General features: G+C 72.6%; 20 protein-coding genes. 5 read left to right on the forward strand and 15 right to left on the reverse strand.

Annotation, left to right across the window (positions count from 1 at the left end):
- The first annotated feature begins 20 nt into the window (after positions 1 to 20).
- Positions 21 to 854, forward strand: coding sequence for a DUF1206 domain-containing protein (locus tag ACZ67Q_RS04620; protein ID WP_471176328.1), 834 nt, complete (start codon positions 21 to 23; stop codon positions 852 to 854).
- A gap of 28 nt (positions 855 to 882) precedes the next feature.
- Positions 883 to 1,314 (forward strand): hypothetical protein, encoded by a 432-nt coding sequence (locus ACZ67Q_RS04625; protein ID WP_471176331.1) that lies wholly within the window; start codon positions 883 to 885, stop codon positions 1,312 to 1,314.
- An 87-nt stretch (positions 1,315 to 1,401) separates the two neighbouring features.
- On the opposite strand, the gene ACZ67Q_RS04630 is transcribed toward ACZ67Q_RS04625, so the two are convergent.
- The 10 genes from ACZ67Q_RS04630 to ACZ67Q_RS04675 form a co-directional block, all read right to left on the reverse strand.
- Positions 1,402 to 3,660 carry an FUSC family protein gene (locus ACZ67Q_RS04630; protein ID WP_471176334.1) on the reverse strand — a complete coding sequence of 753 codons (2,259 nt, stop codon included), beginning with the start codon at positions 3,658 to 3,660 and terminating at the stop codon, positions 1,402 to 1,404.
- Positions 3,661 to 3,739: 79 nt separating this feature from the next.
- The gene (locus tag ACZ67Q_RS04635) at positions 3,740 to 5,113 is read right to left on the reverse strand and encodes an NAD(P)/FAD-dependent oxidoreductase (RefSeq protein ID WP_471176337.1); all 1,374 of its coding nucleotides are present in this window, start codon (positions 5,111 to 5,113) and stop codon (positions 3,740 to 3,742) included.
- 234 nt (positions 5,114 to 5,347) lie between these two features.
- A complete protein-coding gene (locus ACZ67Q_RS04640) occupies positions 5,348 to 7,078 on the reverse strand; it encodes a PP2C family protein-serine/threonine phosphatase (protein ID WP_471176340.1) in 1,731 nt (576 codons plus the stop codon).
- Entirely contained in the window at positions 7,075 to 8,133 is a 1,059-nt protein-coding gene (locus ACZ67Q_RS04645) for an anti-sigma regulatory factor (protein ID WP_471176342.1), read from the reverse strand. Before ACZ67Q_RS04645 ends, ACZ67Q_RS04640 begins: the two co-directional genes overlap by 4 nt.
- Positions 8,133 to 8,573 (reverse strand): anti-sigma regulatory factor, encoded by a 441-nt coding sequence (locus ACZ67Q_RS04650; protein ID WP_471176344.1) that lies wholly within the window; start codon positions 8,571 to 8,573, stop codon positions 8,133 to 8,135. The genes ACZ67Q_RS04645 and ACZ67Q_RS04650 overlap by 1 nt, the downstream gene beginning before the upstream one ends.
- On the reverse strand, positions 8,573 to 8,953 hold the full coding sequence (locus ACZ67Q_RS04655; RefSeq protein WP_471177681.1) for an STAS domain-containing protein: 381 nt from the start codon (positions 8,951 to 8,953) through the stop codon (positions 8,573 to 8,575). The genes ACZ67Q_RS04650 and ACZ67Q_RS04655 overlap by 1 nt, the downstream gene beginning before the upstream one ends.
- A 20-nt stretch (positions 8,954 to 8,973) precedes the next feature.
- A complete protein-coding gene (locus ACZ67Q_RS04660; RefSeq protein WP_471176346.1) occupies positions 8,974 to 9,873 on the reverse strand; it encodes an STAS domain-containing protein in 900 nt (299 codons plus the stop codon).
- Positions 9,874 to 10,195: 322 nt separating this feature from the next.
- On the reverse strand, positions 10,196 to 10,597 hold the full coding sequence (locus tag ACZ67Q_RS04665) for an STAS domain-containing protein (protein WP_471176349.1): 402 nt from the start codon (positions 10,595 to 10,597) through the stop codon (positions 10,196 to 10,198).
- 162 nt (positions 10,598 to 10,759) lie between these two features.
- The gene (locus ACZ67Q_RS04670; RefSeq protein WP_471176351.1) at positions 10,760 to 13,264 is read right to left on the reverse strand and encodes a SpoIIE family protein phosphatase; all 2,505 of its coding nucleotides are present in this window, start codon (positions 13,262 to 13,264) and stop codon (positions 10,760 to 10,762) included.
- Positions 13,265 to 13,271: 7 nt separating this feature from the next.
- Positions 13,272 to 17,549: a HAMP domain-containing protein gene (locus tag ACZ67Q_RS04675; RefSeq protein WP_471176353.1), complete on the reverse strand. Its 4,278-nt coding sequence runs from the start codon at positions 17,547 to 17,549 to the stop codon at positions 13,272 to 13,274.
- 471 nt (positions 17,550 to 18,020) lie between these two features.
- On the opposite strand from ACZ67Q_RS04675, the gene ACZ67Q_RS04680 reads away from it, so the two are divergent.
- Positions 18,021 to 18,476: an ATP-binding protein gene (locus ACZ67Q_RS04680; RefSeq protein ID WP_471176356.1), complete on the forward strand. Its 456-nt coding sequence runs from the start codon at positions 18,021 to 18,023 to the stop codon at positions 18,474 to 18,476.
- 14 nt (positions 18,477 to 18,490) lie between these two features.
- Here the strand turns inward: ACZ67Q_RS04680 and ACZ67Q_RS04685 are convergent, their stop codons facing one another.
- Entirely contained in the window at positions 18,491 to 18,925 is a 435-nt protein-coding gene (locus ACZ67Q_RS04685; RefSeq protein ID WP_469815603.1) for an ATP-binding protein, read from the reverse strand.
- A gap of 212 nt (positions 18,926 to 19,137) precedes the next feature.
- On the opposite strand from ACZ67Q_RS04685, the gene ACZ67Q_RS04690 reads away from it, so the two are divergent.
- Positions 19,138 to 19,425 (forward strand): DUF4190 domain-containing protein, encoded by a 288-nt coding sequence (locus ACZ67Q_RS04690; RefSeq protein WP_471176359.1) that lies wholly within the window; start codon positions 19,138 to 19,140, stop codon positions 19,423 to 19,425.
- A 99-nt stretch (positions 19,426 to 19,524) separates the two neighbouring features.
- Here the strand turns inward: ACZ67Q_RS04690 and ACZ67Q_RS04695 are convergent, their stop codons facing one another.
- Entirely contained in the window at positions 19,525 to 21,420 is a 1,896-nt protein-coding gene (locus ACZ67Q_RS04695; RefSeq protein WP_471176361.1) for an AMP-dependent synthetase/ligase, read from the reverse strand.
- Positions 21,421 to 21,581: 161 nt separating this feature from the next.
- Here ACZ67Q_RS04695 and ACZ67Q_RS04700 point away from each other — a divergent pair, with 161 nt between their 5' ends.
- Positions 21,582 to 21,815 carry a DUF6480 family protein gene (locus ACZ67Q_RS04700; RefSeq protein WP_471176363.1) on the forward strand — a complete coding sequence of 78 codons (234 nt, stop codon included), beginning with the start codon at positions 21,582 to 21,584 and terminating at the stop codon, positions 21,813 to 21,815.
- A gap of 43 nt (positions 21,816 to 21,858) precedes the next feature.
- On the opposite strand, the gene ACZ67Q_RS04705 is transcribed toward ACZ67Q_RS04700, so the two are convergent.
- From ACZ67Q_RS04705 to ACZ67Q_RS04715, 3 genes are all read right to left on the reverse strand, one after another.
- Positions 21,859 to 22,947, reverse strand: a complete 1,089-nt coding sequence (locus ACZ67Q_RS04705) for a glutamate--cysteine ligase 2 (RefSeq protein WP_471176366.1) — start codon at positions 22,945 to 22,947, stop codon at positions 21,859 to 21,861.
- Between the two features lie 61 nt (positions 22,948 to 23,008).
- Positions 23,009 to 25,222, reverse strand: a complete 2,214-nt coding sequence (gene glgB / locus ACZ67Q_RS04710; RefSeq protein ID WP_471176369.1) for a 1,4-alpha-glucan branching enzyme — start codon at positions 25,220 to 25,222, stop codon at positions 23,009 to 23,011.
- A 3-nt stretch (positions 25,223 to 25,225) separates the two neighbouring features.
- Positions 25,226 to 26,614 (reverse strand): maltokinase N-terminal cap-like domain-containing protein, encoded by a 1,389-nt coding sequence (locus tag ACZ67Q_RS04715; RefSeq protein ID WP_471176371.1) that lies wholly within the window; start codon positions 26,612 to 26,614, stop codon positions 25,226 to 25,228.
- Positions 26,615 to 26,618: the final 4 nt, after the last annotated feature.

Raw genomic sequence — 26,618 nt, forward strand, 5'->3', positions numbered from 1 at the left:
CCGGAGTCGGGGAGGCGACGATGAACACATATGCCATGGGGCAGGGCGGCCGCGCCGAGGCCGAACGGATGGCGCGGGGGACGCTCACCGAGGGCGCGGCACGCGCGGGACTGGCCGCGCGGGGCGTCATCTATCTGCTGGTCGGCGCGCTGGCGCTGCAGATCTCCTCCGGCGACGGCGGACACCAGGCCGACCGCGGGGGCGCCCTCGCCGAACTGTCGCAGCAGCCCCTCGGCGCGGTGCTGCTGTGGGCGCTCGGCGTCGGCCTGACCGGGATGGCGCTGTGGCGGCTGTCCGAGGCCGTCTTCGGCTCGGCCGGCAAGGACGGCCGCACCGCGAAGAAGCGGCTCCTCGCGGTCGTCCGCTGCGTCTTCTACTGCTCCGTCGCCTTCTCCGTGCTGTCCTTCGCGGCCGGATCGGGCGGCGGCGGGTCCAGCGACCGGCAGTCCCGCGACGTCACCGCGCGGGTGCTCGACCTGCCCGCCGGGCAGTGGGTCGTCGGCGCCGTCGGAGCCGGGATCGTCGTGACCGGCGTATGGATCGCCGTCGCGGCCGCCCGGCGGAAGTACCGGGACGACCTGCGGCTGGCCCGGATGTCGCGCTGGGCCCTGCGGCTCACCGACATCACCGGGGTGGCGGGCGGAGTCGCGCGCGGCCTCGTCTTCACGGCCGCCGGCGCCTTCGCCGTCCGCGCGGCCGTCTCCTACGACCCGGCGCGCGCCAAGGGACTCGACGACACCCTGCGCTCGTTCGCCGACACCCCGCTCGGGCCGTGGCTGCTGGCGCTCGTCGCGGCCGGTCTCGTGCTGTTCGGCCTGTTCTCCTTCGCTCTGGCGCGCTGGCGGCGGGTCTGAGCGGCGCGGGCCGGGGAACACGGGGGACATGGACGACTCAGACCTCCCGCCGGACGAACGCCCCGTGGACGTCTACCTCGACCTGCTGCGGTTCCGCATGGACAGCGACGACTTCCAGCTGCTGCTCAGCGTCGTGGAACCGGTGCTGCGGGCCATCGACGAGCAGCGCTTCGGAGGCATGGAACTGGTCGTGGACTGCGACCGCGCGGAGGGCCTGCCCCAGGTGATCCGCGACGAGGCGGCCCTCGTCATCGCCACCGCCGTGACCGGCCGCCTGGACAACCAGGTCGTCGAGATCGACGTGGAGGGCTCCGGCCCGGTCCGCGTGGTCACCGACGCGGCCACCGCCGCCGACCCCGCGAGCCTCGGCCGCATCGCCGGCTACCTCCACGAACGCCGCCGCACCGACGAGGAACTGCGCGGCATCGCCGAGGCCAGCGGCCTCCCCAGCGACTTCTGACCACCGGGGTCACCGGGCCGCAGCGGTGGCAGGGCCGCACGGCCACGGTTGCCGTGCGGCCCTGCCACCGCTGCGGTACGCCCCTGCCTACTTCGCCGGCTCCGCCTCGGCTCGGGGTGCCCCGAGCGGGCGGGCCAGACCCACCACTGCCTCGTCCAGCCGCTGCAGATGCCGCAGCACGCGGTCGGTGATGCGGCCGTAGCGGGGCGTGCCCGGGTCGCCGGGCTGGAGCAGGGCGGCGAGGCTCGGTCCCGTCGCCACCCGCCCGGCCGCCGGATCGCCGGAGACATGTGCGGCGATGGTGCGGATGTTGTCCAGGATGCGCTGCCCGGCCCCGCGCAGTCGCGGGTCGGCCGCGATCGCGGGATGCGTCGGCAGCAGCTCCGCCATGGCCGCCAGCGACCGCGCGTGATACGCGCACGTCTCCAGCAACGCCACCACATAGCGGGCGGTGTCGCGCCGCGAGCGCAGCGGCGTCACCGGATGCGTCAGCGGCTGCGTCGCCGCGCTCAGATCGGCCAGCGCCTGGTCCAGGTCACGTGCCAGGTCGAGCAGCTCCACCTCGGGCCCACCGCTGAGCTGGTCCACGGCCCGCTCGGTGACATCGGCCAGCCGCTCCAGCACCGTCCCGAGCAGTTCGTCCGTACGACGCCCGGTGTGCACCGGCAGCACCAGCGCCGCCGCGATCACCCCGCAGGCCGCCCCCAGCGCCGTCTCCTCCACCCGCAGCACCAGCACCGACGCGCTGTAGGTGTGCAGCAGCGTGTAGAGCAGCCCCAGCGCGGCCGTCACGAAGAACGACATCAGCGTGTACGACAGGGGCGCGGTGTAGAACATCGCGAACACGAACAGCAGCACCAGCGCGAACGCCGTCCATGTGTGATGCCCGACCAGCCCCGCCAGCGCGATGCCCGCCACCACGCCGAGCACGGTGCCCAGCAGCCGGCGGTATCCCTTCACCAGGATCTCCCCGGTGGAGGAGGTGTTGATGAAGACGATCCAGCAGGTGAGCACCGCCCAGTACCAGCGCTGGGCCGAGAGGAACTCCCCGCCCACGATCGCCAGTGACGAGCCGACCGCCACCTGAACCGCCGCCCGCGTGGTGGGCCGTTTCAGCCCGGAAAGCTGCTCCTCCTCCTCGCGCTCGCTCTCCTCCGCGCCGCCGATCGCGGCGTCCTCGGCGTCCAGCTCCTCGCGGGACCGCGTCGTCGCGGGGGAGTCGTCGGACTCGTCCTGCGGCCCGTCCAGGGCGACCCGCAGGCCCATCACGGCGCGCGCCGTCTCACCGATGCCGCGGAAGACGTCCTGGACGGCACTCGCGGCGGGCGGCAGGTTCTCCTCGTCCCGGTAGCCGAGCAGCCGGTTGCGCACCTGCGCGAGCCCGGTGCCGCGGGCCGCCGCGGCCGGCTGGAGCACCAGCATCCGCAGCGCCCGCAGATCACGGCGCAGCGCCCCGGTCGCCTCGTCGCGCACCGGCAGATGACCGCCTGTGGGCAGCGACGCGCCCGGAAGATGGAGGGTCAGGGTGTCGGCGCGTTCGGCGCTGCGCGCGGTGAGCAGCAGCAGCCCGAGCCGCTCGGCGGCGATCTCGGCGTCCGCGATGCGCCGCTGCACCAGCCGGGCCACCGCCTCGTCGGAGGTGCCCTCCTCCAGGCGCCCCTGGATCATCATCGCCGTCTCGTGCAGCCGCGCGGTGCCCTCGCGCACCTCGTGCAGCGCCTTGTCGACGTCGTCGGGCCCGGCGTCCAGCAACTCCACCTGCGCGGCCAGCAACTGCGCCAGTCGGGCGCGGAACGCCTGCCGGAGGCGTTCCAGGATCCAGGTGGGTCCCGTCGGCACCACCGCGAACCGCAGCAGCGCGCTCGCCGCGAACGCGACGGCGACGACCCCGCACAGTTCCGGCAGGGTCTCGGAGGTGGCGCCCACGAACAGCGACAGGAAGTACACCTGGAAGGCGATCAGACCGAGCGCGGTGCCCCGGTCGCCGAACCGCCGAGCGTAGACCGCGCAGAATATGAGGACGACGAAGAAGAGGTCACCGGCCACTCTGAGGGTGGTCAGCACGGAACCCAGCGACAGCGACACCAGCGCCATGGGCAGCCCCAGCGCCAGTGTCACCGCCTGCTGGGTGCGCTGCTTCTCCCGGATGGCGAACGTCGCCACCATCGCGGCGATCGCCCCGGCGACCAGATGTTTCACCGGGGCGCCCAGCACGCCGAGCACGGCGAGCGTCAGGGCGATCGCACCCGCCGTCCTCAGGCCGGCGACCAGCCGCAGCAGCCCCGGGTCGGACGCCGCCAGCGCGTCCCACAGTCGTGTCCGGCCCGATCGCCCAGCTGCCCTCACGCCGCCGTGTCACTCCGCTCAAAGGTCGTGGCTTACGGCCTTCAGCATGCCATGACGTGCGGGAACACCCTGCACCGCCTCACTGGCCCGGCGCCTCGGCCCCTTCCACCCGCTTGCGCACCTGTTCCGGCGTCAGATACGTGTCGGTGTACTCGAAGTCCTTCAGCTTGGCCGGGCGGCGCGCCTGGAAACCGGTGCGGACGAAGTCGTCGCCGGCGAGCGCGTTCAGCGTCCAGTTGGTCAGCACCCGCGTCTTGGCGACACCGGTGCGCAGCGCCGACCAGTGGTAGCCGCGCGCCACGGCCTGCGCGGGCAGGCCCCGCAGTTCGATGCCGAGCGGCTTGGACACCGCGTCCTTTCCGCCGAGGTCGACGACCAGCCCCAGATCCTTGTGCTCGTACGGCCGCATCGCCTGCCCGCGCAGCGTGGCGATGACGTTGTCGGCGACGACCTTGCCCTGCCGCATCGCGTGCTGCGCGGTCGGCGGGCACACCGCGTCGGCGCCCTTGGCGAGGTCGGGCACGGCCGCGGAGTCGCCGAGCGCGAACACCCCGTCGTGGCCCGGGAGGTTCATCTCCGGGTTCACCGCCAGGCGCCCGCGCACGGTCTCCGCGCCGAGCGTGGCGATGAGCGGGCTCGCGACCACACCGGCCGTCCAGATCAGGGTGTGCGTGGGTACCGCCCGGCCGTCGGTGAAGGTGACCTCGGTCGGCCCGGCCTTCTCGATGGAGACGCCGAGCGAGATGTCGATGCCCCGCTTGCGCAGCACTTCCTGGGCGCTGCGGCCGAGCTTGTCGCCCAGCTCGGGCATCAGCTTCGGGGCGATGTCGATGAGGTGCCAGCGGATCAGTTTCGGGTCAAGGCGCGGATAGCGCTTGACCGCGTTGCAGGTCAGCAGTTGCAGGCAGGCCGCGGTCTCGGTGCCGGCGTAGCCGCCGCCGACCACCACGAACTGCAGCCGCGCGGCCCGCTCGGCCGGGTCGTTGCTGGCGTCGGCGAGATCGAGCTGGGAGATGACGTGGTCGCGGATGTACGCGGCCTCGGCGAGCGTCTTCATCCCGAACGCGTGCTCCGTCAGGCCCGGGATGTCGAACGTGCGCGTCACGCTGCCCGGGGCCAGCACGATGTAGTCGTACGGCTCGTTGACGATCTCGTCGGTGATCGTGCGGATGACGCACACCTTGGACTTCAGGTCCACGCCGATCGCGCCGCCCGGGATGATCCGGGTGCGGTACTTGCGGCTGCGGCGCAGCGACAGGGCGATCGACTGCGGCGTCAGCACACCGGAGGCGACCTGGGGAAGCAGCGGCAGATAGAGCTGGTAGGAGAACGGTGTCACCAGGGTGAGATCGGCCTCGCCGGGGGAGAGCATGCGCTCCAGGCGCCGTACGCACTCCACTCCCGCGAAGCCCGCGCCCACCACCAGGATCCTGGGTCGTGTCACGTTGGTCATCCCTTCTGCGGCTCCGGGCGGTTGGATCGACTCGTGTGCGTGTGCCCGCCGGAGCGCTGCTTCGCACCTGATCGATCCCACCGTGTTCGCGGCCACCGCGCCAGTCGGGTGCGGCAGGCAGACGAACGTACGCCAGTCAGTCTGCCCCTTCACGCCCGTGCGGGCGCCCCGTACGCGGGATTGACCGCAGGTCAGGATGGTGACGAGGAGCGGAGGGCGCAGGCGGACCCGGGATCAGGACGACCCGGCGAGGTGGCACAGCAGCAGGCACACGTCGTCGTCGCGCTCCGAGTCGCTCAGCAGCGGCGGCAGGATGCGGTCGGCCGCGCTCTCCAGATCCCGTGCCAGCTCCGCGCCGGGGAACTCCCCGAGCGCGTCGGCCAGGCGGCCGATGCCCGGGTCTATGCCGTGGGCGCGCCGCTCCACCAGGCCGTCGGTGTACAACGCCAGCGTCGAGCCCGGCGCCACCGGCACGGTGTGATCGGCGATCTCCTGCCGCAGCGGGATGCCGAGCATCGCGCCGGGCTTGTCGTCCAGGATGCGCACCCGCCCGTCCGGGCCGCGCAGCACCGGCGGCGGATGGCCCGCGGCCGCCCAGGTCAGCGTCGCCTCGTCCGGGTGGAAACGGGCGATCACGGCGGTCGCGTACAGGTCGGGCTGCAGATGATGCAGGAACTCGTGCAGCCGGGTCAGCAGCCGGCCGGGGCTGCTGCCGTCCACGGCGTAGGCGCGCAGCGCGGTGCGCAGCTGGCTCATCATCACCGCCGCGTGCAGCCCGTGACCGGTGACGTCCCCGACGACGGTGATCAGGCTGCCGTCGGGCTGCAGGAACGCGTCGTACCAGTCACCGCCGATGTTCAGCCCGTACGTGGCCGGCAGATAGCGCGCGGCCAGCCGCAGCCCCGGCGGGGTGGGCAGGTCGGTGAGCAGGGCCCGCTGCAGGGTCTCGGCGATGTCCCGGTTGTGCTCGAAGCGGCGGGCGTTGTCGATCGCCGTGCTGGCTCGCCGGAACAGCTCGATGAGCATCACCGCGTCGTCGGGGTCCCAGCGCTCGCCGGGCGGCGACAGCGTCACCACGCCCAGCGGCGCCCGCCGCGCCGACAGCGGCACGCACAGCAGCGGCCGCAGCGGGTCCAGCGCCGACGGAGGCTGGTCGTCGACCCCGGGCAGTGCGCCGGGATGGTCGGCGGCGTACTGCGGCCGCCCGGTGCGGGCCGCGATCACCGCGGCCGCCGGATGCGGCACCGTGGGCGCCGCGTCCGCGCGCTCGCCACGCTCCCCGTCGCCGTCGAACAGCCATACGTCGACGCTGCGGGCGTACTCCGGCACCAGCAGCTGCGGCAGCCGGCGCACGATCTCGTCATGGTTCAGGGACGCCGTCAGCTCCGCGCTGGCGTCGGCGAGGAAGGTGAGCCGGCGCCGCGCCCGCTCCGCCTCCTGCCGGGCCGCCCGCTCCGCGGCGAACGCCTCGCGCTGGGCCCGCCCTGCGGCGTCCAGCTCCGCGTGCAGCGCCAGCACGCCCTGGTTGGTCTGGTGCAGCTCCTCCCGGTGGAAGGCCACCAGGTCCTCCTGCTCGGCGAGCTTGCCGAGCACCAGCGCGGTGTCCTCGTCGGCGCCCAGCAGCGCCTCGGCGAGCAGCTCGGCGTCGTCCGGCGGGTCGCCCACCGCGACGGCGTCCGCGAACTCCGGGCAGGGCACCGCCGTGCGCCACGGCCCCTCACCGGCGACGTCCGTGCCCGGCGCGGGCTCGACGACGGCGTGCAGCAGACCCTCGGCCGGATCCGGTTCGAGGGTGACCCGCCAGGTGCCGCCCTTGGTCAGGCACTGCCGCAGCCGTCCGCTGAGCGCCGCGGCCAGCCGGGTGCGGTCCAGCGCGGACACCCCGTGCGCTGCGGCCAGCCCGAGCGTGGCGATCCGGGCGCGGGCCGCGTCGGTGGCGGTGGCGATCTGCCAGGTACGGGTCATGGTCGCTCCGGCGGGTTCGGCGCCAGGACCGCCACGGCGGTGTCGTCCCGCACCGGGCTGGCGCTGCTGCTCGCGTCACGGACCGTCACGGCCGCCAGAACGGCCGGATCGGCCGCGAGCAGCTCCGGGTCGGACGGCGGGACCCAGCGGCTGGGCAGGCCGTCGCTGTGCAGGATCAGCAGCCGGTCCGCCGACCACGGCAGCAGGGTCTCCGTCAGCGTGGTCGGCCGGTGCACGCCCACGATGCCGGGACGCGACAGCAGCGCACGCCAGGCGTCGCCCTCGAGCAGCCGCGCCCCTATGTTGCCGACGCCCGCGAACCGCAGCCGGTTCGCGTCGGTCTCCAGCTGGGCCAGCGCCACCGCCGCGCCCCGGGTGCCGGCCAGCTCCGTGTGCAGCCGGCGCAGCAGCTCGGGCGGCGGGAGGTGGGCGGAGCGGTGCAGCTCGCGCACGGCCGCTGCGGACGCCCGGGACGCCTCAGGACCGTGCCCGAGACCGTCGGCCAGCATCAGGGTGAGCCGGTCCCCGGATCGTGCCCATGCCCAGGCGTCACCGGAGAAGTCGGCCCCGGCGAACGGCACGACCACCCCGCCCGCCCGCGCCCCGGCGACCTGCCGGCGGACGTGTGCGGGCACGACGGGACCGATCCGGGCAAGCGCCACAGTGCCGCGGCCCCGCACGGTGTGCAGGCCGAAGTCGTCGGCGATGCGCCGGCAGGTGCCGAGTCCGGCCCCGAGCGAACGGGTCGTGGAGAACCCGTCGCGCAGCGCCTCGGCCACATCGGCGATCCCCGGACCGTGGTCGACGGCCGCGATCTGCACCACGCCCGCCTCCTCGGCGACGCCCGGCAGGGCCGGCGGTGCGACCACGTCGACCAGGAGCAGCCCGCCGCCGGCGTGCTTGAGCAGGTTGGTGGCCAGCTCGGTCGCCACCAGCGCCACGGCCGCCGTACGCCGCTCGTCCAGACCGGCCAGCGCCGCCGCGCCCTCCGCGGCCACCCGGGCGTCCCGCACCCGCGTCGAGTCCTGCACCGGCACATGCCACACCCGGGCCATCAGATCTCCTCACGCGGCAGCGGCGGCCGGGCCGCCCACGACGTCACGGTGACCGTGGTGCCGGCGCCCGGGGTGGAGTCGATCGCGAACTCGTGCACCAGACGACGCGCCCCGCCCAGCCCCATCCCGAGGCCGCCCCCGGAGGTGTAGCCGTCGCTCAGCGCCCGCTCCACGTCCGCGATGCCCGGCCCCTGGTCGGTGAAGGTCAGCCGCAGTCCCCGCGCCCGCCCGCTCACCAGGGGCAGGGTGTGCACCTCGCCGCCCCCGCCGTGCACCAGCGTGTTGCGCGCCAGCTCACTCGCGGCGGTGACCAGCTTGGTCTGCTCCACCAGACCGAAGCCGAGCTGTGCGGCCGCCTGACGGATGTGCTGGCGCACCCACACAAGGTCCATGTCCGACCGGATCGGCAGACGGGCCTCGATGCCCGCAGCCGTCTCCATCAATCGCTCCCCGGCCGGGGGCCGTTCGGCCCGGTCAGCAGGTCCAGGGCGGCCTGGGTGGTCAGCGCGGTCCGCAGCCCGGGCAGGGTCAGGCCCAGCTCCACCAGGGTGATGGCGACGGCCGGCCGCATGCCCGCGACGACGGTCTGCGCGGCCAGCAGCCGGGCGTTCGCCGCGATCTCCGCCAGCACCCGCCCGAGGAAGGAGTCGACGATCTCCACGCCGGACAGGTCGATGACGACCCCGGCGACCCGGCTGCTCGAGATCGCCTCCGTGATGTCCTGGAGCAGCCGCTGCGCCATGCTGTCGTACAGATCCCCCTGCAGCGTGACCAGGAGGACGTCACCGAGCCGGAGCACCGGCACGTGGCCGCCGCTCATCGGATGCGAAAAGCCCTCGGTCACCGCGGACCTGCACCGCCGGGAGTGGGACCGGTGATGCCGACGCCCAGCTCGTGCAGGGCGTAGGCCAGCGCGTCGGCGAGGGAGGCCCGCGTCTTCACCGAGCCGAGGTCCAGACCGAGGTGGACGATGGTCTGCGCGATCGCCGGGCGGATGCCGGAGACGACGCATTCGGCGCCCATCAGGGCCGCCGCCTGCACCGTCTTCATCAGGTGCTGCGCCACGAGCGAGTCCACCGTCGGCACGCCCGTGATGTCCAGGATGGCGAAGCGCGCCTTCTGTTCGACGACCGCCTCCAGCAGGGTCTCCATCACGACCTGGCTGCGGGCGCTGTCCAGGGTGCCGATCAGCGGGACGGCGACCACGCCGTTCCACAGCCGGATGACGGGCGTCGCCACCTCCAGCAGCTGCAGCCGCTGCCGGTCGATCAGCGCCTGTCCCTCCAGGACCGCCGTCTCCATGACGACCAGGCGGAGCGTGCCGAGCAGCACGGCCAGCGCCTCCGAGCACTCCCGCACCCGGTCGGCCGGGGCGGCGTCGAGGTCGGCCAGCAGCAGTTCCACGGCGGGCCGGCGCAGCGCGTCCAGCTCACCGGAGATCTGCCCGGGGGTGAGCCCGGCGCGGGCCCGGGCGGCGCCCATCCGGCCGAGCTGCTCGCGTACGGCGCCGAAACCGGGCGCGTCCAGCGACGCGACCCGCTCGGACGCGGCCACGTCGGACAGCGCGTCCGCCACGGCCTTGCCCGCCTCCACCGCCTCGTCGCGCGAGACGGTGAACACCGTGCGGAACAGTGGCTCGTCGGCCCACCGCTGGGCGATCTGCTCCCGGCGGCGGCGCAGGAACGCCGCGACGTCCCGTGCGGGCGAGCCGTGGTCGGCTGACGCTTCGTGCTCCGGCACGTGTGTCACTCCTCAATCTGCGTTGCATCGCTGCGGCCTGCGGAAGGCGACGAGAGGCGATGTGATCTCTGCCGGTGGCCCACCCTAACCATGCTCGAACGGAGGACGACACCGGGTCGCGGGCATTGAACCCGAGGGCGGCGCCCCCCGGGGAGCGCCGGTACGACATCCGACGGACACGGGAACCGGTGTTCGGGACGGGCCCGTGCCGCGTGCGTGCACCGCGACCACCCCGGTGACGGTGGAACCCGTCCCGGGGTGAGAACGATCACAAAGATGATCATGTGCGGATCCGCCGGGGTGCGGCCGGATCCGCGCCGCGTCACGTCTGAGGCGCCTCCGGGTTCTCGGCGCCCTGCGGGCCCCGGTCGATCAGCGCCAGCGCCTCCTGCACCGAGTCCGAGATCGGGACGGTGATGCTCACGCCCGTGAGATCGAGGACACGCCGCACCGCGGGGGTCGGCGCGATGACATGCACCGTCCCGGGCAGCTCGCGGGCCTCCTGGTACACGCGCAGGATGATGTTCATCCCCGAGGAGTCCATGAACGGCACCGCCGACAGATCCAGCAGGAAGTGCCTGCGGCCGTGGTGCAGCTGGTTGGCGAGATGGGCCTGGAACTCCGTCGCCGTGTCGAGGTCCAGATGCCCCTCGACCACGACCAGGGCTACATCCTCGCGGGGCAGGGTGACCTCGACGGAGAGCGGGTTCTGGGCAAGGGGCACGGGTACCTCCAACAAGAGCGGGCGGCCGGTTCGGGTCGGTGAGGCGGGTGCGGGTGCACCCGCCCGTCAGGGCTGCCGCCCATGGTCGTTTCACTGCCCACCCGCGGTTACCCCCGAACGCCACAACCATGCGTCCCACGATCGTGCGGTTCTTTCGCGCCGTCAGGTGACGTGGATGCCCACGATGCACGTGTCGTCGTCCGTGTCCGACCGGCTGTACGTCAGCAGCCGGTCCAGCTGGTGGTCCAGGGCGGCCGGCGCGCTGCGCGCGGTGGTGAGCAGATGGGCCAGGGAGTCCTCCATGGAGCGGTCGCGCCGCTCGATCAGACCGTCCGTGAACATCAGCAGCGTGTCCCCCGGGGACAGCACCACCTCGTCCTCCTCGTACGGCGCCTCCGGCACGGCGCCCAGCAGTATGCCCTTCACCAGCGGCAGAGGACTGGCCTGCGACGAGCGCACCAGGACCGGCGGCAGATGCCCGGCCCTGGCCCAGCGCAGGGTGCGCCGGTGCGGGTCGTACAGGGCGCACACGGCCGTCGCGGTGACGGCGCCGGTCAGATGGTGCGCGACGATGTTGAGCCAGGACAGCAGCTGGCCGGGGCCGGCCCCGGTGACCGCGAGACCGCGCAGCGCGTTGCGCAGCACCACCATGCTGGTCGCCGCCTCGATACCGTGCCCGGCCACGTCGCCGACGCACAGCAGCACCAGACCGGAGGGCAGCACCACGGCGTCGTACCAGTCACCGCCGACCAGGTGCTCGGTCTCGGCCGGCCGGTAGCGCACGGCGACCTGAAGCCCCTCCACCGCCAGCGGATCGCGCGTGGGCGGCATGATGGCCTGCTGCAACTGCAGCGCCAGCCGACTGCGCTCACTGGCCTGCTGCTCGGTGTGGGCGAGCTGGTCCCGGGTGGCGGCGAGCGCCACCTCCGTCCAGTGCTGGGAGGAGATGTCCTGGTACGCCCCACGTACGGCGACCAGCCGGCCGTCGGTGTCCAGCACCGGCTCGGCGACGATGCGCATGTGGCGCGTCACCCCGTCCCGCCGCTGCAACCGGAACGCCGTGGACGACGGCCGCCGGTGGTGCAGCACGGTCCGCAGGAACCGGCCCAGGGCGACCGAGTCGTCCGGGTGCGCGTGCGCCGGGACCTCCTCCAGAGGAACCGGCGTGGCCGACGGGGAACGCCCGTACAGATCGAACAGCTGTCCGTTCCAGGTGATCTCGCCGGTGAGCGCGTTCTCCTCGAAGCCGCCGATCCGGCCGAGGCGCTGGGCGTGCTGCAGCAGGCTGGCCAGCCGCGCCGCCTCGTCCTCGATGCGCCAGATCAGCAGCACGCAGGAGCCGTGCCGGCTGATGCTGATGTCCGCGACCGCCGACAGCGGCACCTGGTCGACGAGGGCCGTCAGGCTCATCCGCTGCGCGCGGAACGGCTCCCCGGTGGCGTAGACACGCTCGATCTGCTGGAACAGGTCGCTGTGCCCGGCGGCCATCGGATACGCCTCCAGCAGCAGCGCGCCGCTGACGACCGCCCGCGGCCGGCCAGCCGGATCCAGGAACCGGCCGTTGACGTGCTGGATGCGGAAGTCCGCCAGCTGTCCCGAGCCGTCCAGATGCGGCACGAGGACCAGGGCCGGGTCGTGCAGCCCGTCGGCCAGGTCGATCAGCTCCGCCGCGTCCGGCAGCAGCCGCGGCTCGCTCTCGGTCACGGCCTCGGGCGCGTACGTGTGCAGGGTGTGGGCGCACAGCTCGGCCAGCGCCTCCACCTGCCGCACCACCTGCGGCGGCACCGGGGCGAGCGGCTCGGGCCAGGCGATCTCCAGTACACCGAGCACCCGTCCCGCGGTGCCGGCGGGCAGCGCCACCCGCCCGCCCTCCGGGTACAGCCGGCGGCCGATGGTGGGCAGGCCGGTCGCCGCCAGCGACGTCATCCACTGGCCGTCGGGCTCGGTCAGGCCGCGCCTGGCCACGGTCGCCACCTCGGGCGGGATGTACCGCCAGCGTGCGGCTTCCGAGGCGGCGAACCCGGCGCTCCCGGCCAGGGTGAGGGACCCGTCCGGGCCGGCCGACCAGATGGCGACCGCCACCGCGCCGAGCGGCTGCAGGGCGTGCTGGAGCAGCGACTGGGCGACGGACTGGGTGTCATCGGCGGCCAGCGCGCCGCTCTCCGCGGCCCGCAGCCGTACGGCCGCCGAACCGTCGCCGGTGCCACCGCTCGCCTCGCCGGCCGTCTCGACGGTGGCGAGGAAGGACTTCGCCACCTCCGACATGCGGTCCCGCGCGGCCTGGTTGATGACCTCGACGGCGAACTCCAGCGGCGCCAGACGGGCCTGCTCGGCCAGCTCGGTCAGCTGCCGGGCCGCTTCGGCCGGCCCGCACCCGAGACGCTCGACGAGGATGCCCTTGGCCAGCTCGATGAGCGCGCGGCCCTCCGCCTCCGCCTGAGCGTCCCGCACCTCACGGCGCAGCCGCTCCACGGTCGCCGCGAGCCGCCCCACCGGCGACGTCGTGGGCACCCCGGCCCACCGGCCGGGCGAGGCGTCCGGGGTGAGGGCGGGTGTACCGGCCGTCGCCGGCCCGTCCGGGGTGAGGGCGGGCGTATCGCCCGCCGCCGGCCCGGTCGTCTGCTGTGCGGCGCCGACCGGACCGGCCGGCTCCTGGGAAGAACTCATGCCGTCCTCACGCGGTCAGCCAGCGCCGGACGCAGGACATGAGGTCCTGCGTGTCGACGGGCTTGGTGACGTAGTCGCTGGCCCCGGACGCGATGCTCTTCTCGCGGTCGCCGGGCATCGCCTTCGCGGTGACGGCGATGATCGGCAGATCGGCGAACTGCGGCATGCCGCGGATCTCGGCCGTGGCCGCATAGCCGTCCATCTCCGGCATCATCACGTCCATCAGCACCAGCGCGATGTCCGGATGGGCGAGCAGTGTCTCGATGCCCTCACGGCCGTTCTCGGCGTGCAGCACCCGCAGGCCGTGCAGTTCCAGGATGCCGCTGAGCGCGAAGAGGTTGCGGGCGTCGTCGTCGACGACCAGGACCGTACGGCCGTCCGTGGCAGCGTCGGGCTCTGGCGAGAGCGCGGAGGGCGACTCCTCCACCCGTACCAGGGGCACCGCCTCTCCGGGCTCCTCGGCCGACAGGTGCAGGGTGATCCGTTCGCGCAGTTCGTCCAGCCCGGCCAGGAACTCCAGCGGGCGTCCCTCGGCGTGCGCCGCGAGCGCCTTCTCCTGGGCGGAACCCGTGCGCCGGCTGCCGTGGTGCACCAGCACCGGCACGTTGGCCAGCGCCGAGTCGCCGTGCAGCGCGTCCAGGAACCGGATCGCCTCCTCCTCGGGCATGCCCATGTCGAGGACGACGCAGTGGCACGGCTCGGCGGCCAGCGCACCGGCCGCCTCCTGTGCCCCCACCGCCGTGATGACCTCGATGAAGGGCGCCTCGGTGCCGTCGTCCCGGGTGCGGCCCATGTCGGCGATCACGCTCTCGGCGACGAGCGTGAGCAGACCACGCGGGCGTTCCTCCAGCACGAGCAGGCGTCGCGGCCGGGGCGCGGCCGTGAGCGGCGAGCCGATCGGGACCGGCAGGTCGGTCACCTCCGAGGACACCACCTCCCCGGTGATCTCCCCTCGGCGGGCGGCCCCGAGCGCCTCCTCGAAATCGGCCCGGGCCACGGGCAGGAAGAGGGTGAAGGTACTGCCGCGGCCGGGGACGCTGTCCACCGTGACGGCGCCGCCGAGCAGATGGGCGATCTCCCGGGTGATGGACAGCCCGAGTCCGGTCCCGCCGTACTTGCGGCTGGTGGTGCCGTCGGCCTGCTGGAACGCCCCGAAGATGGACTCCAGATGCTGCTCCGGGATGCCGATGCCGGTGTCCTTCACCCGGAAGGCGACGATCGTGCCGCCCCGGATCACCGTCGGGGGCACCTCGTCGTCGGCCGCCGGTTCGATGCTCAGCTCCACGCCGCCCTGCTCGGTGAACTTCACCGCGTTGGACAGCAGGTTGCGCAGGATCTGCCGCAGCCGGGAGTCGTCGGTGAGCAGGTCGGCGGGCGCGCCGGGCGCCGTCGTCACCTGGAAGTCGAGGCCCTTCTGGGTGGTCAGCGGACGGAAGGTTGCCTCGACGTAGTCGAGCAGCCGCTGCAGTGCGACGCGCTCGGGCGCCACGTCCATCTTGCCGGCCTCGACCTTCGACAGGTCGAGGATGTCGTTGATGAGCTGGAGCAGGTCGGAGCCCGCGGAGTGGATGATCTGCGCGTACTCCACCTGCTTCGCCGTGAGGTTGCGCGAGGGGTTCTGCGCCAGCAACTGGGCGAGGATCAGCAGGCTGTTGAGCGGGGTGCGCAGCTCGTGGCTCATGTTGGCCAGGAACTCCGACTTGTACTTGGAGGCGAGCGACAGCTGCTGTGCGCGCGTCTCCAGCTCCTGGCGGGCCTGTTCGATCTGCAGGTTCTTCGCCTCGATGTCGCGGTTGCGCTCGGCCAGCAGCGAGGCCTTGTCCTCCAGTTCGGCGTTGGAGCGCTGCAACTCCTCCTGCTGCACCTGCAGTTCCGCGGAGCGGGCCTGCAACTCGGCGGTCAGGCGCTGCGACTCGCCGAGCAGCTCGTCGGTGCGGGCGTTGGCCACGATGGTGTTGACGTTGACGCCGATGGTCTCCATCAGCTGGGTCAGGAAGTCCTGGTGGATCTGGGTGAAGGGCGTCACGGAGGCCAGTTCGATCACGCCGAGGACCTGCCCCTCCACCACGATCGGCAGTACCACCAGCGCGGCCGGCGGGACCTGGCCGAGCCCGGAGGAGATGCTCACATAGCCGGGCGGCAGCTCGTCGACGGTGATCGCGCGCCGGCTGCGGGCGGCCTGGCCGACCAGGGTCCGCCCGAAGCGGATCCGGGTGGGACGCGTTTCGTCGTCGGGCCACCCGTACGCGCCGACCAGCCGCAGCTCGGCCCCGTCGGCGCCCTCCTCGGCCAGGTAGAACGCGCCGTACTGGGCGGACACCAGCGGCACCAGTTCGTCCATGATCAGCTCGGCGACCACCGGCAGGTCCCGGTGGCCCTGCATCAGGCCGGAGATCCGCGCGAGGTTCGTCTTGAGCCAGTCCTGCTCCTGGTTGGCCCGGGTGGTCTCGCGCAGGGACTCCACCATGGAGTTGATGTTGTCCTTCAGCTCGGCGACCTCGCCGGAGGCCTCGACGTTGATGGACCGCGTCAGGTCGCCCTCGGCGACGGCGCTGGCGACCTCGGCGATCGCCCGCACCTGCCGGGTCAGGTTGCCCGCCAGCTCGTTGACGTTCTCCGTCAGCCGCTTCCAGGTGCCGGAGACCCCCTCGACCTCGGCCTGTCCGCCCAGGCGGCCTTCGGTGCCGACCTCGCGGGCGACGCGGGTGACCTCGTCGGCGAAGGCGGAGAGCTGGTCGACCATCGTGTTGATGGTCGTCTTCAGCTCCAGGATCTCGCCGCGGGCGTCGACGTCGATCTTCTTCGACAGATCACCGCGGGCCACCGCCGTCGTCACCAGGGCGATGTTGCGCACCTGGCCGGTGAGGTTGTTCGCCATCGAGTTGACGTTGTCGGTGAGGTCCTTCCAGGTGCCCGCCACATTGGGGACCTGCGCCTGGCCGCCGAGGCGGCCTTCGGTGCCGACCTCGCGGGCGACGCGGGTGACCTCGTCGGCGAACGCCGACAGCGTGTCGACCATCGTGTTGATGACGTCGGCCAGCGCCGCGACCTCGCCCTTGGCCTCGACGGTGATCTTCTGGGACAGGTCGCCCTTGGCCACGGCGGTGGCGACCTGGGCGATGGAGCGCACCTGGCTGGTCAGGTTGGACGCCATCACGTTGACGTTGTCCGTGAGGTCCTTCCAGGTGCCGGAGACCCCGCGCACATGGGCCTGTCCGCCGAGGCGTCCCTCCGTGCCGACCTCGCGGGCGACGCGGGTGACCTCGTCGGCGAAGGCGGAGAGCTGGTCGACCATCGTGTTGATGGTCTCCTTGAGGTCCAGGATCTCGCCGCGGGCGTCGACGGTGATCTTCTGGGACAGGTCGCCCTGCGCCACGGCGGTGGCGACCTGGGCGACGTTGCGCACCTGCGCGGTCAGATTGCCCGCCATGAAGTTCACCGAGTCGGTGAGATCTCGCCAGGTGCCCTTGACGCCCTTGACGTCGGCCTGTCCGCCGAGGCGGCCTTCGGTGCCGACCTCGCGGGCGACGCGGGTGACTTCGTCGGCGAAGGCGGAGAGCTGGTCGACCATCGTGTTGATGGTGTTCTTCAGTTCGAGGATCTCGCCGCGGGCGTCGACGGTGATCTTCTGGGAGAGATCGCCCTGCGCCACGGCGGTCGTCACCTGGGCGACGTTGCGCACCTGCGCGGTCAGATTGCCCGCCATCAGGTTGACGGAGTCGGTCAGGTCCCGCCAGACACCGGCGACCCCGGGCACCTGCGCCTGCCCCCCGAGGCGGCCCTCGCTGCCGACCTCGCGGGCGACGCGGGTGACTTCGTCGGCGAAGGCGGAGAGCTGGTCGACCATCGTGTTGACGGTGTTCTTCAGCTGGAGGATCTCGCCCCGGGCGGGCACGTCGATCTTCTGCGACAGATCACCCTTGGCCACGGCCGTGGCGACCTGCGCGATGTCGCGCACCTGGGTGGTGAGGTTGCCCGCCATCGCGTTGACGGAGTCGGTGAGGTCGGCCCAGGTGCCGGACACGCCCGGTACCTCGGCCTGGCCGCCGAGCGTCCCCTCGGTGCCCACCTCCCGCGCCACCCGGGTCACTTCCGAGGTGAAGACGGACAGCTGGTCGACCATGCCGTTGAAGACCTTGGCGATGTCGCCCATCAGCCCGTCGACGTCGTCGGGCAGCCGCGTACCGAAGTCGCCGTCCCGGACCGCCGTCAGGCCGACCAGGAGTCTCTTCAGCTCCTGGTCGGCCGGGACCGGGTCCACGGCCTCGGTCGTGTTGCTGGTCATCCGTCCCCTCGTTCCCAAGTCACAGCGGTCCGCCACAGGGTGTCTTCGCAGTCCACGAGGACTGAAGCGGTGTGAGAAATACGCCGCAGATTAACCCACGCCGACACGCGGCGACACAGCATCCCGCCAACGAACGGTCACACGGAAACCGCACGTCAGGCACCGTGTGTAGAGAGCGTGAATCCGGGTACACGGTATGGCTTTCCGGTGGCCCGGCGAAGGGTGCCGGCGCCGTGCGGGTGAGCTTCCACCGGCCTCGCAGAGCGGCCGAAAACCGTCGCCGCCGGGCGACGGCATGCGGTGGCCGATGGCGGGTAACCGCTTCGGGGATCACGGTGGCACCGGCTGTCCGTGCGGGGCGCGGGCGGGCCGGCGCGGACGGAGAGCGTGGGATGAGCGGCGAGAACACCGCGGGCCGGGCGCCCGAGCGGCCCGGGGCGGTGAGGGCGTGGTGAAGCGGGCATTGAAGGCGTGGTAGAGCGGCACCCGGCGGACGCGGTCGAAGGCGTACCCGTCACGACGTCCGCGGAAGCCCGCTCCCTGGTCCGCGCAGTGGTGGGGGAGCGGTGGGAGTCTCCTTCGCGCAGGGCCCACGAGCAGGACGTCGTCGACCTGCTGCTGGTCGTCTCGGAGCTGGCGGCCAACGCCGCTCGGCACGGCGGGGGACTGGCCGGCGTTGACGTCCACGTCTGCGACGAGGGGGTGCGTGTGGCCGTGCACGACCACAGTGACGTCGTACCGGACGCCGTGCACGGCCCGGGGACGCTTCCGGCGCCGCACGAGGCGGCCGGTGGCTTCGGGTGGCCGCTCATCCTGCGGCTGGGCCGGGAGATCGCCGTCAGGCCGCGACCCAGGGGTGGCAAGACGATCAGCGTGCTGGTGCCGCTGCGGGCCGTGCCGGGCCCCGCCGAGACGCCCGGGGGCTGAGGCGGCGCCCGGGGTCACCAGGGCAGGAAGACGTGCACGTCCTTGCCGTGGTCGTTCGTCACCACGCTGACCTGGGTGCACAGCGTCTGCACCAGGTACCAGCCGATGCCGCCGCCCCCGTGGCTGGGGTGGAAGGGGCGCGGAGTCGGCGGTGTGGTGCTGGTGTCGTGCAGGACGACGTGCACTCCGTCGAAGGTGCGCCGCAGCTGCAGCTCGAAGGGGCCCGGGGCGTACTGCACCGCGTTGGCGGCCAGCTCTGTGACGATCAACACGATGTCGTGCCAGCACTCCTCCGCCGAGGGCGGCTGGATCCTGGCCAGGGCACGGAGGAAGTCCTCCGCGGCCAGCCGCGCCCCCGTCACGTCCCGTGGTTCTCCCTCGAAACGTGTCGTGCGGTTCGGCATATCTCGGGTGGTCAGCGCATTGTCCCAACGCGGCTCGGTTGCCATGTCCCATCCACTACCCGGCGACAGCAGGGCGGTCGTCCCTTCTTGTGAGCGTGTCGTTGACATCTGGAGGGTTCCCAGGGGTCAGGAAGGTACGCGTCTCGATCCCATCCGCACCATCGAAAACATATTCGTTTCCCGGTGGCATGCGGGCCCGATCCCAGGGCACCCGGACGGCCGTACGACACCAACACCCCTGACTCCAGGAGAAACTGATGTCGAGTTACGGCAGTTCCCCTGCCGCGTCCTCCGGTTCGCGCACCAACGGTCTGGCGATCGCCGGCCTCGTCTGCGGCATCCTCGGCGTGTTCTTCGCCAGCGTGATCCTCGGCCCCCTCGCGATCGTGTTCGGAGCCGTCGGCCTGCGTCAGGCGCCCGTGAAGGGCGGCGGCGGCATGGCCAAGGCCGGTGTGGTGCTCGGCGTCATCGACCTGATCATCTTCGTGGTGCTGATCTCGCTGGCCGCGTCCCACGGCGGCTTCAGCTGGTACGTCGGCAGCTGACCCTCACGCGTCACCACCGTGACCGGTGACCCTCGTACGGAACCCTCGTGACCGGTGACCGTCGAGGAGCGACACCCTCATGAGCGGTGACCTCCCGTATCACCGGAACACATCGTCGGAGTCGTCCCAGCCGGGCGGCTCCGACGCGTACTGCCGCACCGGGCGTGAGCGGGCCGCGTACATCGCGTCGATCTCGGCGGCGTACGCCTGCACGATCGCGTCCCGGCGCAGCTTCAGCGACGGCGTCAGCAGCCCGCTCGCCTGGTCGAACGGCTCCGGCAGGATGCGGAAGACGCGCACCGACTCCGACCGCGACACCGCGCTGTTGGCCGCGGCGACGGCCCGCCCGATCTCCTCACGCAGCGCGTTCTCCTCACGCGCCTCCCGCAGCGGATGGCTGCCCGGCAGGGCAAGCGAGCGCCTCCAGTGCGCCAGGAACTCCGGGTCCAGGGTGATCAGCGCACCCACGCACGGCCGGTTGTCGCCCACGACGACGGCCTGGTGGACCAGGGGATGCATCCGCAGCCGCTGCTCCAGGAAGGCCGGCGCCACGCTCTTGCCACCGCTGGTGATGATCACTTCCTTCTTCCGGCCGGTGATGGTCAGATACCCCTCCTCGTCCAGGTGCCCCAGGTCACCGGTGGCCAGCCAGCCGCCGCGCAGCACGGCCCGGCTGGCGTCCCGGTTCCCGACGTACCCCTGGAACACCGACGGCCCGCGCACGAGGATCTCGCCGTCCCCCGCGATCCGGATCTCCATGCCGGGCAGGGCCTGCCCGACCGTCCCCGCCTTCTCCCGGCCCAGCGGCTGCATGGTGATCCCGCCGCCGGTCTCGGTCAGCCCGTACCCGTCGTGCACGTAGATGCCGATGCCCTCGTAGAACAGGGACAGCTCGCGGTGCAGCGGGGAACCGCCGGACGTCGCCCGCGTCACCCGGCCGCCCAGCGCCGCCCGCAGCCGGCGGTACACCGTCCGCTCGTACCGGGCGTGCTGCAGCCGCAGCTCGAAACCGGGCCCGGACCCACGGCCCGTGCGCTGGCGCTCGCGCGCCGCCGCGAAATCCCGCGCCGTCTGCGCCGCCCGTTCGAACACCGCGCCGCGGCCGGCCCGCTGGGCGGTGCGCAGAAATGTCTTGTACACCTTCTCGAACACCGACGGCACCGCGTAGAAGTACGTCGGCCGCAGGGTGCGCAGCGCCGAGGACAGCGCCTCCTCGCTCATGTCCGGCTCATGCCCCATCAGCACCCCGCCGCGCAGGCACAGGCCCTGGATCATCAGGCCGTACACATGGGAGAACGGCAGGAAGGCGAGGACCGACGGCTGCTGTCCCGGTGGCGCCGCCGTGTGCCCCCAGCCCGCCAGCAGGGTGTCGCAGGGGTGCGCCAGCGCCCGGTGGCTCAGCGCGCACCCCATCGGCCGGCCGGAGGTGCCGGAGGTGTACGCGACGACCGCGGTGGAGTCGGGCAGCACGAGCCGGCGCAGCGAGTCCACCGTGGTCGTCGCGACCGGGACGCCGCGCTCCGCCAGCTGCCCGAGCGCCCCCGCGTCCAGCTGCCACACGTGCCGCAGCCGCGGCAGCGAGGCGCACACCGAGCCGACCGTCATCACGCTCGGCTCGTCCTCGACGACCACGCCCACACAGCCGGCGTCACGCAAGATGAACGCCACCTGGTCCCGGGAGGCCGTCGGATGCACCGGCACCACCTCGGCGCCCACCGCCCACAGCGCGTGGCACAGCACGGTCCACTCGTAGCGGGTGCGTGCCATGATCGCGACGCGGTCGCCCGGCCGGATCCCGGAGGCTACCAGACCCCGGGCGAGCCCCAGCACCTGGTCGCGCAGTTCCACGGCGGTGACCTCGTCCCATCCGCCGTCGGCGCGGCGGCGCGCCAGCACGGACAGCACGGGGTCGCGGTCGGCGGCGGCGAAGACACTGTCGGCCATCCCGCCGGTCAGCGGGGCGACGGGCGGGGGAGCGAGGGCGGGCTCGGGCATGCGCGGCTCCAGGGGATGCGCGGGCGGCTCTGCCGCTGACCTGCGGGACCACCCAGGCCGACGGTGGTGGGACTCTAGCCCCGCCCGGCCGCGCGCGGTGCCCGGTTCGCGGAAGTGATGCGGCTTCGTTGATCTCGCCCGCTATGGGGGACTCGGAACGCATGAGTTTCACGAACCCCGACCCCGAACCGGAACGCACGACCGGCCTGGAACCGGGCGGCGGTGTTCCCCCGGGCGAGACCCCGCCCGCGGAGAGCAGCCTGCCCGAGGCCGGCCCCCGCGAGGTCCACAACCCGCCCAAGGGCTGGGGGAAGACCCCGCTGGTGCTGATCATCGTCCTCGTGGTGCTGGTGGCGGCCTTCTTCCTGGCCTACGCCATCTCGCTGGCGCTGTGAGCGACGGCGCGGATCCCGGCCCGGCAACGGTGCCGCCGGGACCTCAGGCCTGCGTGTGCCGTACGCACTCCGCGACCACGTCCCGCAGACTGTCGGTGCGCTCCAGCAGGGCGCGCTGGATCCGGGCGCCGTTGCCGTCGCGCAGCAGCCGGGCACACGAATCGCGGGCGCACTCGAGGTCGCCGCTGTCGGCGAGGGCCTCCTCGACATGTGCCAGCAGAGCCCGGACGACCTCCTCGGCGGGCGCCGGCCGCATGGTCGCCGGGTGCAGCAGCTCGCCGTCGATGCCGGAGCGCGCGGCCCGCCAGGCGGCCAGCCGCAGCATGCTCACGCTGTGCCCGGCCGGCTCCACCCCCGCCCGCCACTCGCGTGCCGCGGTCTCCACCAGCCCCCGCACCAGCGTGGCGACGAGCACCGCCGTGTCCGCGTGCAGACACACGTCCGATACCCGGACCTCCACCGTCGGGTAGCGCTCCGAGAGCCGGGCGTCGAAGTAGACCATCGCCTTGTCGAGGATCACCCCGGTCGCGACCATGTCGTCCACCCGCTGCCGGTACCCCGCCACCGACCCGAACAGCTCGGTCGGCCCCGCCGAGGGCCAGCGCCCCCACACCCGGCTGCGATAACTGCGGTAACCCGAGTCCCGTCCCTGCCAGAAGGGCGAGTTGGCGCTCAGCGCGGACAGCACCGGCAGCCAGGGCCGGATCCGGTCGACGACGGCCACGCCCTCCTCGTCGGAGTCCACCGACACATGGACGTGGCACCCGCACACCAGTTGCTCCCGGGTGGCGATGCCGTAGTGCTCGGCCATCCACTGGTAGCGGTCGTTCATCCCTATCGCCGGGCTGACCGGCAGGGGCGACGTGGCCAGCGCCGCGACGGTGCAGCCGATGCTCTCGGCGTGCCGGGCCGCTTCCTTGCGGCACCGCACGATCTCCTCGTGGAGATCCGCCATCCCGGACTGCGGCCGGGTGGCGAACTCCAGCATCTGGTCGTACAGCTCCTTCTCGAAGACCTCCTGACCGGCGTCCTCGTGCTCCGCGCGGGCCAGAGCGGCCGCGGACAGAGCCTTGGGATCACCGGTCTCCGGGTCGACGAGGAGCAGTTCCTCCTCCACACCGACTGTGCGCACCTTCAGGCCGCCCTTCCTGGCCGAGCCGCTACGGGACGCACAGTCGGGTTCCCCGTGATCGTCAGATGGAACGCGGAGGATACGACGACATCCACACCGTCGCCAGCGGAGGCAGCGTGAGCCGGATCCTCCCGTCCTCCGGCTTGACCGGGTCCGGGAGCGTGACGTCGCTGCCGCCGTACTTCGCCGCGTCCGTGTTGAGGACCTCCTGCCAGGCCGTGACGTCGTCGCCGACGTGCAGGACGTAGTCGTGGCGGACGACGGGCGAGAAGTTGGACACCGCGAGCAGCGGGCCGCCCTCGGCGTCGTACCGCACGAACGCGAACACGTTGTCGTCGGCGGCGTCACAGGCCACCCAGCGAAAGCCCGCCGGGTCGGTGTCGCGCTGCCACAGCGCCGGCGTGGACAGGTACAGGGTGTTCAGGTCCCGCACCAGCTCCTGCACCCCGCGGTGGTCCCCCGCGGCCATGTGGCCGGGGTCCATCAGCCACCACTCCGGCCCGTGCTCCACGTTCCACTCCCCGCCCTGGGCGAACTCCTGCCCCATGAAGAGCAGTTGCTTGCCCGGGTGGGCCCACATGAAGCCCAGGTAGGCACGGTGGTTGGCGCGGCGCTGCCACCAGTCACCCGGCATCTTCGACACCAGGGCCTGCTTGCCGTGCACCACCTCGTCGTGCGAGATCGGCAGGACGTAGTTCTCGCTGTAGGCGTACACCATCGAGAACGTCATCTCGTGGTGGTGGTACTTGCGGTGGATCGGCTCCTTGCTCATGTACTGCAGGGAGTCGTGCATCCACCCCATGTTCCACTTCAGGCCGAAGCCCAGGCCGCCGCTGTCGGTGGGCCGCGTCACGCCGTCCCAGGCCGTGGACTCCTCCGCGATCGTCACGATCCCCGGGCAGCGCCGGTAGACGGTGGCGTTCATCTCCTGCAGGAACGCCTTGGCGGCCAGGTCCTCGTTGCCGCCGAAGATGTTCGGCGTCCACTGGCCGTCCTCGCGCGAGTAGTCCAGGTAGAGCATCGAGGCGACGGCGTCCACCCGCAGACCGTCGATGTGGAACTCCTCGCACCAGTACACCGCGTTGGCGACCAGGAAGTTGCGCACCTCGGTACGGCCGTAGTCGAACTCGTACGTCCCCCAGTCCGGGTGCTCGGCCCGCTGATCGTCCCCGGGTTCGTACAGCGGGTCCCCGTCGAAGCGGGCCAGCGCCCAGTCGTCCTTCGGGAAGTGTGCCGGCACCCAGTCCATGATCACGCCGATCCCGGCCCGGTGGCAGGCGTCGACGAAGTAGCGGAAGTCGTCCGGGGTGCCGAGCCGCGGCATCGGCGCGTAGTAGGACGTGACCTGGTAGCCCCAGGACCCGCTGAACGGGTGCCCCGCGACCGGCATCAGCTCCACATGCGTGAAGCCCATGTCCCTGACGTACGCCGGCAGTTCCTCGGCCAGCTCACGGTAGGTCAGGCCCGGACGCCAGGAGGGCAGGTGAACCTCGTAGACGGAGAACGGCGCCTGGTGCACCGGTACGTCACCGCGGTGCGCCATCCAGTCCGCGTCGGCCCACTCGTGACGCGACGCCGTGACGATCGACGCGGTGTCCGGCGGTACCTCCGTGCACCGCGCCATCGGGTCGGCCTTCAGGAACCGGTGGCCGTGGCGCGAGGTGATCTCGAACTTGTACCGGGTGCCCTCGCCGACCCCGGGCAGGAACAGCTCCCACACCCCGGACGCGCCCAGCGAGCGCATCGGGAACTGGGTGCCGTCCCAGTAGGTGAAGTCCGCGGCGACCCGCACGCCCTGCGCGTTCGGCGCCCACACGGTGAACCGGGTGCCCGTGACGCCCTCGTGGGTCATCGGCTCCGCGCCGAGCGCCTTCCACAGCTGCTCGTGCCGGCCCTCCCGGATCAGATGCAGATCGAACTCGCCGAGCGCCGGCAGGAACCGGTACGGGTCGTCCACCACGTACTCGGCGTCCTCGTAGGCCACCGCCAGCTTGTAGGCCGGGATCTTCTTCAGCGGCAGTACGGCCGAGAACAGGCCGTCGCCGTCCGAGGTCAGCGGGTGCCGCTTGCGGCCGACCACGACGGCGACCGCGCGGGCGAACGGACGCAGCGCCCGGAAGAGCACCCCGCCGGGCACCGGGTGGGCGCCCAGCAGGGCGTGCGGATCGTGATGGGCACCCGCCAGCAGCCGGCCCCGGTCGGCCGGGTCCAGGTCGGTGGCCGCTGTGCGGGCCGGGCCCGACGGCTCGGGGAGTGAGGTGTCGCGCAGCGCCACGGGTCAGTCTCCTCTCACGGCGAGTCGTTCGATCGCCGCCATGGGTACGGGAAGCCAGGCAGGACGGTGCTTGGCCTCGTAGAGCACTTCGTAGACAGCCCTGTCCGTCTCGTAGGCGCGCAGCAGGGCGTGTTTCTTGCGTGGATCCCAGCCCGCCCGCGCGGCATAGCCCGCGCAGTAGGCCTCCCGGCAGCGGCGCGCCCACTCGGGGCGCCACGGCCGGCGCTGGCGGGCCGCGTAGTCGAAGGAGCGCAGCATGCCGGCGATGTCCCGCACCGGCGAGTGCGTGCTGCGCCGCTCGGCCAGCGGCCGTGACGGTTCGCCCTCGAAGTCGATGACGAACCACTCCCGTCCGGCGCGCAGCACCTGGCCCAGGTGCAGGTCGCCGTGGATGCGCTGGGCCGGCGGGCCCGGGTCGCAGGCCACGAGCGCGCCGAACGCCGCCCGCAGCCCCGGCACGTGCGGGCGCAGCGCCTTCACCTGGTGGGCGGCGGCGTCCAGCCGTTCGGTCATCGCCGCCGCCAGCCGGGCGTTCTCCGCGTGGCCGCCGGCCGGGAAGGCCGCGGCGAGCGCGAGGTGCACCTCGGCGGTGGCGGCACCGAGCGCGCTCGCCTCAGCGGTGAAGTCCTCACCGCGGGAGAGGGCCTGCAGGGCCAGCGTCCAGCCGTCGGAGGCGTTCGGCAGGAACGGCTGCAGCACGCCCAGCGTCGCCTCCTGGGGCCGGCTGGTGCGCATCCACGCCACCGGAGCCGGCACCCGCGCACAGCCCTCCCGGGCGAGCGCCAGGGGCACCTCCAGATCCGGGTTGATGCCGGGCTGGATGCGCCGGAACAGCTTCAGGATGAACGCGTCGCCGTACACCAGCGACGTGTTGGACTGCTCGGCGTCCAGCAGCCGGGGCGCGAGACCCGACGGGATCGGCACCGACGGATCGGAGTCGAACAGCAGCGGCCCGAGCGTCCCGGTGTGGCGCATCCGCTCCAGCAGCAGATGCGCCGAGCGCGGGTCCAGCAGCGCGTCGTAGACCGTGAGGCCGGCCATCGGGCCGCTCTCCGCCCGCCCGATCAGCGCCTTGCCGAGCCGGGGCGAGAGATGCTCCTGGAAGCCGAGCAGCAACTGGTAGCAGTCTCCGCCGGCCGGGGCCACCGTTCCGCCGGGCGCGGGCACACCGGCGTGCGGCGGAGGCGACCCGGCGTGCGCGGCATGGATGAGCACATGCAGACAGCCCGGGAACAGCTCGGTCATCGACAGCAGACGCAGATCCGTGACCGGCCGGTCCTTCCCGGCGAACCAGCGTTGCCGCGGCAGCCACTCGCGCAGCAGACCCGCGAGCGAGTCCAGATGCAGAGCGACGCCGGTACTGCTCGGCTGGAGGGATGCGGTCTTCGGCATGGTG

Source organism: Streptomyces sp. NPDC036813, from assembly GCF_055609245.1.